At 52.0% G+C, this 8,875-nt stretch carries 9 protein-coding genes; 5 read left to right on the forward strand and 4 right to left on the reverse strand.

Annotation, left to right across the window (positions count from 1 at the left end):
* Window positions 1–5 precede the first annotated feature (5 nt).
* The 3 genes from C0623_02700 to C0623_02710 form a co-directional block, all read right to left on the reverse strand.
* Window positions 6–1,295, reverse strand: coding sequence for a hypothetical protein (locus tag C0623_02700; GenBank protein PLY03121.1), 1,290 nt, complete (start codon window positions 1,293–1,295; stop codon window positions 6–8).
* Window positions 1,296–1,508: 213 nt separating this feature from the next.
* On the reverse strand, window positions 1,509–2,399 hold the full coding sequence (locus C0623_02705) for a radical SAM protein (GenBank protein PLY03122.1): 891 nt from the start codon (window positions 2,397–2,399) through the stop codon (window positions 1,509–1,511).
* Between the two features lie 148 nt (window positions 2,400–2,547).
* Complete coding sequence (locus C0623_02710) at window positions 2,548–3,741, reverse strand: hypothetical protein (protein PLY03123.1); 1,194 nt, start codon at window positions 3,739–3,741, stop codon at window positions 2,548–2,550.
* Window positions 3,742–3,868: 127 nt separating this feature from the next.
* Between C0623_02710 and C0623_02715 the strand changes: the two genes are divergently transcribed.
* Both C0623_02715 and C0623_02720 read left to right on the forward strand, forming a co-directional pair.
* On the forward strand, window positions 3,869–4,525 hold the full coding sequence (locus C0623_02715) for an acylpyruvase (GenBank protein PLY03124.1): 657 nt from the start codon (window positions 3,869–3,871) through the stop codon (window positions 4,523–4,525).
* Window positions 4,526–4,566: 41 nt separating this feature from the next.
* Window positions 4,567–5,241 carry a hypothetical protein gene (locus C0623_02720; GenBank protein PLY03125.1) on the forward strand — a complete coding sequence of 225 codons (675 nt, stop codon included), beginning with the start codon at window positions 4,567–4,569 and terminating at the stop codon, window positions 5,239–5,241.
* 280 nt (window positions 5,242–5,521) lie between these two features.
* Here C0623_02720 and C0623_02725 read toward each other — a convergent pair whose 3' ends face one another.
* Entirely contained in the window at window positions 5,522–5,959 is a 438-nt protein-coding gene (locus C0623_02725; GenBank protein PLY03126.1) for a hypothetical protein, read from the reverse strand.
* Window positions 5,960–5,999: 40 nt separating this feature from the next.
* Between C0623_02725 and C0623_02730 the strand changes: the two genes are divergently transcribed.
* The 3 genes from C0623_02730 to C0623_02740 form a co-directional block, all read left to right on the forward strand.
* Window positions 6,000–6,203 (forward strand): hypothetical protein, encoded by a 204-nt coding sequence (locus tag C0623_02730; GenBank protein PLY03127.1) that lies wholly within the window; start codon window positions 6,000–6,002, stop codon window positions 6,201–6,203.
* A 420-nt stretch (window positions 6,204–6,623) separates the two neighbouring features.
* Complete coding sequence (locus tag C0623_02735; GenBank protein PLY03128.1) at window positions 6,624–7,055, forward strand: hypothetical protein; 432 nt, start codon at window positions 6,624–6,626, stop codon at window positions 7,053–7,055.
* Between the two features lie 362 nt (window positions 7,056–7,417).
* Window positions 7,418–8,875 (forward strand): hypothetical protein (locus C0623_02740; GenBank protein PLY03129.1); only part of this gene is annotated, 1,458 nt, incomplete at its 3' end.

Below are 8,875 nucleotides of genomic sequence, written 5' to 3' on the forward strand. Positions count from 1 at the left end.
GTTATCTATTCATTGCGAACCACACTAATCGGGGTTCCGCTGGCCGCTTCAAGACGCGCTATTGCCTGCAGGTAACTGCTCACGGCCCGGTGCTGTTCGGTCTGGTACTTGTCGAGGGTGATCAATGAACTGAGAAGATCGGTAAAATCACTTTGCCCGACCTGATAAGAGGACATCGTTGCCGCATAAACCTGGCGGGCCTGGGGAACGATCCCGGTCAGGTAAAGCTGATAAAGATCAAAGGTCCGCATGGCGGCCTGATACGAGTCGTCAATCTGGTAGGCGGTCCGGGTGCGAAAATCGGCAAACTGATTATAGACCTGATTCAGCATAGACTCGCTTGCCGAGACGGTGGCAGCCCGGCTGGAGCGATTGATCGGCAGATTGAAGCTGATGCCGGCGCTGACAAAGTCGGTCCCCTGGTCCGGCAGATTGTCATCGCGGAACCGATATCCGGCCCAGAGGGTCATATCCGGCCGGTAGTCGAGACGGGCCAGCTCTCTTTGCTGCTTGGCCTGTTCAATGCGGGCTGCCCAGGCGGCAAAAAGCGGTCGGTTATTTTCAGCCTCGGCCTGCAGTGAGGCAAGAGGGACCTCAACGGCTTTGACCTCGATCTTTTGCGGTGTGGTGATTGGCGCGTCAAGCGGCCGGCTGGCCATTTGATTGAGCCGACCCTGCTCAGTCACCCGCTTCTGCTCAAGCTGGATCAGTCGATCGCGCTGGCGGGTCCGTTCAAGGTGAACCGTCAGCACATTCGCCTGGCTCCCCTTGCCGACCTGGTAGCGGGTTTCAGCCAGCCGGGAAATATTATCAAGCAGCCCCAGGTTGCTCTCGACCGTCGCCAGTGACCGATCAATTGCGTAGAGCCGGTAATAGGCGGTCTTGATTTTTTTAACGAGCTCCAGGCGCGACTCCTCATAGAGCCCTTTTTGCCACTCTTCATTTTGCACGGCCGATTCTTTTTTTGCATTTAACTTGCCCGGGAACGGCAGTTTCTGCGCCAGGCGAAGCTCGTTGCCGGTCATCGGCGTGACATCTGCGGCGAAGGAATCGACCGGGTAATTGGAAAAGGAAAAAGAGATGACCGGGTCGGCCAAAGTGCCGGCCGCTTCAGCTTGATACCCGGCGCTCGTCTGTTGATCCCTGGCTGCCAGCAGCGCCGGGTTTCCAGCAAGTGCGTCAGCTATGAGCGTTTCCAGTTCGCCGGCACCGGCAACAGGGAGCGTCAGGGATGTTGACCCCAGACAAAAAATAGCTGTCACCAGCAGGACCTGTTTTATCTTTAGCATGATCAAAGCTGCGCTTCCTTCGGTACCGATTAAATATTATAACTTGTACAATAGAAATAGCATCAGGCGTGCCAAAACAAAAAACACGTATTTTCAGTGACTTGGAACTGAATAGAGAGGAATCAGTGACTATTTTGTAGAATATTCATCAGGATAATGAAGACTATTCTACAAAAACTTAAGTTATGATCGCCTGGAGTTTGCTTTATTCGGCCGGAATTAATAGTACTCTTCAGAGTAAGCGGGCACCTGGTTATACCAGTCAGGATATTTCCGCGCCTGCTCGATAGCCTGCTGTACATCACCGATCAGGCGCTCGCGATCTTTCGGATAGCTGCCGGCCAGGTTGAGAAAATTAGAGGCATGATTTGATCGCAAAATTGTTTTGTGTGGATTCAGTCCCTGGACAATTGCCAGCGCCTCTTCCAGTATCTCGCCCTGGGTCTGGCGGGTGATTCCGCTGAAGAACCCTTCGTTGTGACGCATGAAAAGGGTCAACAGGGAGAAGTATTCCGGAGAGAGGTCACTGATCCACGCTGCCGTAGCGGCGGCATGCTCGGCGCTTCTCTCGCGGCCGGCCAGGCCGAGGATGGCGGTAACCGACAGTTTCAGCCCAGCCGCCTGGGCCTTGCGGCATTGACCAAGCATCTCTCCGGCAGTGAAGCCCTTGCGAATGTTGCTCAGGGTTTGATCATCGCCACTTTCAAGACCGAAATAAAGAATCCGAAACTTCCTTTCACGCAAGGCCCGGAGATCCTCGACCGACTTGTTGTTGAGGCTGTTCGGCGAGGCATAAATTCCGACCCGGGCCAGCCGTGGGAATTTCTCCCCGAGAAGTTCGAGGATCGACAGCAGGCCGGTCTGCGGATAGATCAGGGCGTCGCCATCGGCGAGGAAGATACGCTGAACATGCAGGCGATGTTCTGCCGGCACCGCCTCGATATCGGCGGCGATCTCTTCGACCTTGCGGCAGCGAAAAGACTTCATCTTGTACATGCCGCAAAAGGTACAATTATTTTGACTGCAGCCAACGGTAATCTGCAGGATCAGCGACCGGGCTTCGGAGGGTGGTCGGAAAACCGGTTCTTCGTAGTCGAAATAATGAAACATAAAATCCAGTTATCAGTTATCAGTTATCAGTTATCAGTTATCAGTTGGCAGTTATCAGTTGGCAGTTATCAGTTGGCAGTTTGGATACGTAATGCGCTTGCTTAAACTGCCGGCTGCTAACCGTTAACTGACAACTATCCCTTTCTTTCTATTTCTCTTCGCCAAGCTTCTCAATCGCGCGCAGGTGCATCCGCGCCTCTTCTTCAAGGCTTTTGCTCCGCGCGGTTTCAACCGCCGAGAGAAAATACTGGTAGGCGCTGGGAATATGTCGGGACTGATGAATCATCGACTTGCCGGCCCCGAGGAAGGCCCGGTCAATTTCCCGGTCGTTCGGTCGTTCGGCGATAAACCGCCGGAAAAGAGCCTGCGCCTCCTCGTAAGCCCGGTTGCCGAGCAGGTATTCGCCAAGGGCGAGCACGACATCGGAGTTCAGGGAGAGCCGCTCTTCGCTCGTCTCAAGGTTGAAATAGTGGACCACGGCGCCGGAGTAATCACCTTCACGCAGATGGCCGGCGATCACCTGGGCCGGGGTCATCGCTTCTTCCGCCCGGCGGCGCACAGGCGGTTCTTCAGGCGAAGCCTGGCGCCGCTTCTCGGCTTGCCGCAAGCCCGGGAGCAGGTCGAGCCCGAGCGCGATCCCCATTCCGGCGAGAAACCCGCCGATGTGAGCGCCGTAGGCAACACCACCGCCGCCGCCGGAACTCATCATGAACGGCAGCACATTGTCGACGAACAGGTAAAAACCGAGAACAATTCGGGCCGGCACCAGGAAGGTGTTCATGATAAAGGGGAAGAAAAAGATAAAGACCTTGATCTGGTTGCGCTTGAACCAGATAAAATAGAGCCCGAGCACCCCGGAGATGGCCCCCGATGCGCCGATCATCGGGATCTGGGAGCCGAGGGTAAAGAGAGAGAAGAAAACCGTAGAGGCAACCCCGGTGGCAAGGTAGGCGAGCAGAAAACGGCCCCGGCCGAGCCGATGCTCGACATTATCGCCATAAATCCAGAGAAACAGCATATTGCCAAACAGGTGCATAAAGTTGGCGTGGAGAAACATTGCGCTGAAAAGCGTCAGGATCGAGGCCGCCGCCGGCCGGAAACCATACTCGAAGACAACCAGGTCATACGCCGAGACATATTCGAGGTAGGCCTTCAGCGGAACCCCGTCCTCGGCGCCGAGCAGCCTGAGATATTCGGCCAGCAGCGGGTCATTGAGGTCGGGAGCCTGGCCGGAGAGCGGCAGCGTCACGATGGCATAAATCAGGATATTCAGCCCGATCAGGCCGTAGGTGACAACCGGAGTTCCCGGCGGGTTCGGTGTATCGCCAATCGGAAGAAACATGCTTCGCCTCTCAACTCAAATGCCGGCATTTTAGCATAATCATTCCGATCTGACACACTTGCAATTTCAGCAGTCACTCGCTATTCTCGACCGAACGGAAACCACCACCCCGGAAAGGGATTGAACAATGTATCATATCCACCTTATCGGCACTTCAAGAAGGATTCCCGTGGGCAAGGTTGTCTGCCTCGGCCGCAACTACAGCGAACATATCAGCGAGCTCGGCAACGCCGTCCCGGACCAGCCGGTCATCTTCATCAAACCTTCGACCAGCATTATCCCGGATGGCAAAACTGTCGTTATTCCAGATTACTCTGACGACTGTCACCACGAAGTAGAACTCGCCCTGCTGATCGGCAAAAGCGGCAGGAAGATCAAACAGCAGGATGCCATGGAGCACGTTGCCGGTTACGGTGTCGCCGTTGATTTGACGCTGCGTGACGTCCAGTCGAAACAGAAAGAGAAGGGCCTCCCCTGGGAGATCGCCAAGGGATTTGACACCGCCTGTCCACTCTCCGATTTCGTACCGGCTGAGCGGATTGAAGATCCGCACAACCTGCGCCTGACCCTGAGCGTGAATGGCGAAACCAGGCAGGACGGCAACACATCCCTGATGATGCGGCAGATCCCGCAGATCATCGAGGAGATGTCGTCGATCTTCACCCTCGAGGAGGGCGATATCATTCTCACCGGCACCCCGGCCGGGGTCAGCCGGATCGTAAGCGGCGATGTCATGGTGGCCGAGATCGAGCAGGTCGGGCGGTTAGAGGTCAAGGTTGCATAGACCGCAGACACCCTCCCGGAAAGAGACATCCTGGTGAAATTATGATCCCCTGGGAACACCTTGATACGACGCCGATCCCCGGCACCGACAGCAAACTCCGGCTCAGCCGGCGTGACGGCGAATACACGATCGGGATCGTCGATGGCGGCATTCTGATGAGCTCGCGGGCGCATGATTCCGAAGATGAGCTGGCGAACCAGACCTGCCGCAAGGTGGCAAATCGACCCGAGCCACGCGTTCTGATCGGCGGCCTCGGTATGGGTTTCACCTTGGCGGCCGCTCTCGAACAACTCGGCCCTGATGCCGAAGTTGTGGTCGCTGAACTGGTCCCGGCCGTTGTCGAATGGAACCGTGGCCCCCTCGGTGAGCATGCCGGCTATCCTTTGAATGAAACCAGAACAACGGTCAGCGTTGGAGATGTCGCCAAAATCCTGCAATCAGAACGACAGGCCTATGATGCGATCATGCTCGATGTCGATAATGGCCCGGAAGGGATGACCCGGAAGAAGAATAACTGGCTCTACTCTTTTGATGGATTAACCGCCGCCTACACCGCCCTGAAGCCGGAAGGGATTCTCGCCGTCTGGTCAGCCGGACCGGATCGAAACTTCCGTGAACGCCTGCGCAAAGTCGGTTTCAAGGTCAGTCAGTCCCGGGTGCGGGCCCACGATAAAAAGGGTGACCTGCACATGATCTGGTTCGGTCAACGCGATTGAACCGCAAGTATTGAGATTTGATCTGACTGACAGTGTCCAAGTTTTCTTCGGTCAGCACCTTATTAAATATCCTTAGATAATTTGAGAAAGAGTTGCGGGAGGATTTACAAGAAGATATTACCAGTTTCAGAGTAAGTTCTCATTTGTCGTGACATTTAGGAAATAATAAACAACCTGAATACAATTGACATCTCGACGTTGATTTCGTATATTCATTACAAGGACTGGGGATTCCCGGTCGACAGTTGGCCTCAGCGGATACGTTGGGGCCTTTTGTTTTTTATGGGAAGCTCTTCAATCCCCACCCGTCAACTTGCCCCTTGCTATTTCGATAAAATTTATCCTCAATAACATCATATGCTTGGTTTGGCTGATCTGGTCGCAATGTTTTTAACCCTACAGGCCTTGCGATCAAATCTGCCATCTGCAATCCGGCGGAGTTACTTTGCTTATCGGCAAACACCACCTCAAAGGGTAAGACTTCCCTAAGGTAGTTGCTGCCGTCACAAACTCGACGAAACTCCAACTCAAGTTCAGAATCTTCCTGTTTCCCTCTCTTTTCAACAACAATATGAGTTTTAGCTCCAATATCACGAAGATAATAATAGATACGCTCTAAGCCAAAACCTAAAGCTAGGTGGTAAGGGTTTTCAGGGTTTGAATATTTTTCTCTTAATGCCTCTTTTCGAATTGTTGTGTCAATGAATGATTTGAGCACATTCTCATGTTAAATCTTACAGCTACTAAGGGAGTGCGTTGTGGAAAAGTGGATGATTCCTACAAACCCTGATAAACAAAAAAAGCCCCACAGTCAGGAGGGTGAACTGTGGGGCAAGGGGTTTTGGGTTATTCTTTTAGGAGGAAGAAGTATGTCTCTTGGTATATATATTACTAAAATGGTCAGGTATGTCAAGAAATTAAATGCGCCATCATTCCTCATGTGCCCATTTTTGTTTGGATAAAAGATCCTCTTAAATAGCTCTATCCAATAAGAAGCAGTTTTTTCTCTCGGGACTCCTGCAATATGGGAAAGCCGAACTCATCCTGACAGTGGCAATAAAAAAGAAACCTCTTACTGGTGTTCGATATCACTAGACCATTACAACAATATCAATCTTGCGCAGAATCGGTGACAGGTAAAGTTACCCGTCACATTTAACTTCGCGGATTTTTTGGCTTCTTCAAATTAGCCGACTGGCAAAACCATTCTGGCAGGCTGAAAATCAAGACATGACACAGTCCGGTAGCGCACCTGCGTATTTTATAACTTACGAGGAACTTGTACGATTACTCTTCAGCATAATTATCTATTTGCTTCTGAAACGTATGAAGTGTATTTTCTTGGCGGAATTCGAAAACGAAGAAATCTGGAGAAACCGATCATGTCAATACAACGTCATTGTTTCATTCTACTCTCTGCAATCCTGCTGATTCCTGGTATGACTTTAGCCACCGGCAGCAGTTACAACTACATCAGCCCTGCAGACCTTGAATCCCGCATTAAAACCAATCAGCCGACCAATCTTATCGACATCCAAGTAGAAGATGAATTTTCACAGCATCACATCAAAGGCGCGATTCCGACGTATGCCTACCCTGTGAAGAATGATGCTGACCGCTCTAAACTTGATACCGTCATTGAACAAGTCAATGCCAACTCTGATCCGGTTGTGATCGTCTGTCCAAGAGGCGGTGGTGGCGCAAAACGCACCTATGACTACCTGCTGGAACAAAGCATTCCTGCCGAACGTTTACTGATATTGGAAAAGGGCCAAAGCGGCTGGGTCAACAGATCACTCCTCGAAAGCAAGTAAAGCATCCTTCCAGGGTCAGGTCGCAACAATTGAAGGAACCATGCGTTCTTGTCAAAGATTGAGACCTGACCCCTTAAGACACATCTCAATAGCAACTCCAGGCAAAGATCCCGCCAGACCAGAATACCTGGCTGAGTGTGCCATGGCACACTGCAGTGACGGCAGTGTCACATCTCCAGTTCTTCATTTCTGCCAAAAATCGTCCAACATGTAACATTAGTGGTATTTAATGTAATATATTGACACATTATTTGCCGAAAAACCCCGGAAAATATTGGCACACAAAATGCTGTAGTTTAACAATTATCATTTAAACTTCTCGCACCGGCATTCGCTAATTATTTAAAGTAAAGGAGTTGGTTATGAAGATTTTTGCAAAACTAACAGGGGCATTTTCCATCGTCGCAGTCATCTGCGCAATCGTTGGAATCATCGGCTGGTATGGAATTGTCAACACCGAAAGCAGCCTCGAAGATGTCGGCGGCAATCACCTCCCGGCCATCCAGGGGCTTGGTCTGATCATGGAAGGTCTCAACTCCCTCAAATCAGCCGAGCGGACGATGATAAATCCCGGCATTTTATACAACGACAGACTGCATGAAGTTAATAATCTAAAAAAACGTTTCGACATCCTGCAGTCCGGGCTTAACATGTACGAAAACACTGAAAAAGAAAAGGAAGAGACTGTTGCCTGGAACAAGGCGCAAGAAGCGCTTGACAACTGGAACGCTGAACACAAGAAGCTGGTCAACCTGGCGGAAACGGTGAAAATCGATGATATCGAATCGGTGAATGCAATATTGCTGAAACGGGAAATCGATCACCTGAACTGGGTCAGAGACCTCGAATATGCCGTAATGGCAAATGAAGGATTTACCGGACAGCTCGACCCAAGCCAGTGTAAACTCGGCCAGTGGCTCAGTCAGTTTTCATCACAAGACACAACTCTCCTTGGTAAACTTGCCGCGTTTACTACGCCGCATAAGCACCTGCACGATCTCGGTCAGAAAATAAATGGATATATTCGCAGCAACAATAACGCAAAGGCCGAGCAAACCCTGAGCAATGAAGTTTTACCCACCCTCTCGACAATCCAGACTATTTTCACTGATAATCAACGATATGTTCAAAGCCAATCGGCAAAACTTGACGCGGCCAAGGACATTGCCTTCGGCTCGGAGAGAGCTGCCTTCGGCGCAACAATGGCAGCCTTTGACGAGCTTTATGAACTGGCCCGCAAATTTGCCGATGAGCGCCGCGAGAGCGCTGCCAGCGCTGCCGGCACCAGCAAGGCAATGGCCCTGATCTCGGTCATCCTGGGTGCTGCTGTTGCCTTGACATTCGGATTCTTCATATCCAAAGGCATCGCCAACCCGATGAATCGGGGTGTCGCCTTTGCAGAACAGATCGCCCTTGGCGATTTCAGCAGCCGCCTCCGACTGGAGCGAAAAGACGAGATCGGGCAATTATCCGAAGCGCTGGATAATATGGCAGACAGCCTGAACCAGTCAGCAGAAGTCGCCGACCGGATCGCCGCCGGCGATCTGACCATAAATATCAAACCGGCATCGGAAAAGGATCGGCTCGGGACGGCGTTGAAAAACATGGCTGACAACCTGACCGATGTGATCAACAACGTCCGCCTGTCGTCCGACAACGTCGCCAGCGGCGCCCAGGCGATGAGCGCCTCGAGTGAGGAGATGTCGCAGGGTGCCAGCGAGCAGGCCGCTTCGGCCGAAGAGGCCTCCTCTTCGATCGAGCAGATGACCGCCAATATCCGGCAGAACGCCGATAACGCCCTTGAGACCGAAAAAATCGCG

It is taken from the genome of Desulfuromonas sp. (assembly GCA_002869615.1).
GTDB lineage: Bacteria > Desulfobacterota > Desulfuromonadia > Desulfuromonadales > UBA2294 > BM707.

Bases quoted from the DNA above. Each gene is read 5' to 3' on its own strand.
- C0623_02720 (PLY03125.1), top strand. From the start codon at position 4,567: ATGATCCCCTGGGAACACCTTGATACGACGCCGATCCCCGGCACCGAC.
- C0623_02735 (PLY03128.1), top strand. From the start codon at position 6,624: ATGTCAATACAACGTCATTGTTTCATTCTACTCTCTGCAATCCTGCTG.
- C0623_02710 (PLY03123.1), bottom strand. From the start codon at position 3,741: ATGTTTCTTCCGATTGGCGATACACCGAACCCGCCGGGAACTCCGGTT.
- C0623_02715 (PLY03124.1), top strand. From the start codon at position 3,869: ATGTATCATATCCACCTTATCGGCACTTCAAGAAGGATTCCCGTGGGC.
- C0623_02705 (PLY03122.1), bottom strand. From the start codon at position 2,399: ATGTTTCATTATTTCGACTACGAAGAACCGGTTTTCCGACCACCCTCC.